The following is a 1,079-nucleotide window of genomic DNA, read 5'->3' on the forward strand; positions in this document are numbered from 1 at the left end:
GTGCTACACAAGAGCGTACCGTGAATAAATCGGTGAGTGTTTCTGAAAGTGGGGAATACGAAGTAGAATTTATAAATACCAATACTGGTGAAGAAATTAATAGAAATGTGACTGTATTAAATGAGAAAGCCACCATATCAAGCCTTCCGGGGTCAGCAGATCCCGTTTCCATAGGTCAGATTCTTCCTGTTGAAATCTCATCTACATATAATACATCTCTTGTCCGCCTTGACGATCTGAGTACCAACACAACAGCCGCCACGATCAAACTTGCGACACCCAACAAGGGACGGACGACGCTCCGGTTCAACACGTACGCGGCCGCAAACGGGTCGCTGAACGAGAGCGTGGCCGTGACGGGAGCAGGGTCTTCGATCGAATCCGTCACCGCACCCGGGCAAAACGCGACGCTTCAGCCGGGCACCTACGAGATCGAGGTTCGCTCGGAACAGGGTCTCGCCGCGACGAGTGACAACCGGACCGTGACACTCACGCGGCGCTCGACGAACGGGCTCACCACGTACGCGGGGACGGAAGCGGATCGGGCAGGCCTCGGGAGCGCCGCAGCGGTACGAGACGCCATCGAGAGCGGCGCCCTCTCGCGATCGGAGCGCGTCACTGCGAACGACACGGTGGTCTACGCGGTGAACGCGTCCGGGCTGACCGGACTGCCGGCAGCGCGGAACGCCACGCCCGAGACGGGTGCCGACCTCGACCGCCTCGACGGGATCGAGTTCGGCGTCCGGCCGTCCGCGGGCGAAGACGAAGTGACCGCAAACGGCGCGAACGGGGAGATCCCACGCGACTCGACCGCCCACGTCGACGAGACCGGGCTCTACGTGGTCGCCGACGGCACCGACGCCCTCCCGTCCGACGGGAAGGCGGAGCCCGGAGCGGAGTTCACCGCCGCGTTCCGCGTCACCGACGACCGGCTCCGCGAGGCCTCGTCGGACGCGCCGGGCGGTCACCGCGTGACCTCGACGGTGACGTTCGTCGATCCCGAACGGAACGGGCCGTCTGGCGGCGCCGACCGGATCGCGTCCGGCGGACCCGTCGGCGCCGCCAGACGGCCCGTTCCG

1 pseudogene is annotated in these 1,079 nt (G+C 63.9%); it reads left to right on the forward strand.

Annotated elements, in window-relative coordinates:
* Nucleotides 1–353: 353 nt before the first annotated feature.
* Nucleotides 354–1,079 (forward strand): annotated as a pseudogene (locus DJ69_RS17650) (hypothetical protein); the annotation flags it as partial.

It is taken from the genome of Halorubrum persicum (assembly GCF_002727125.1).
In the GTDB taxonomy this organism is placed as follows: Archaea; Halobacteriota; Halobacteria; order Halobacteriales; family Haloferacaceae; genus Halorubrum; species Halorubrum persicum.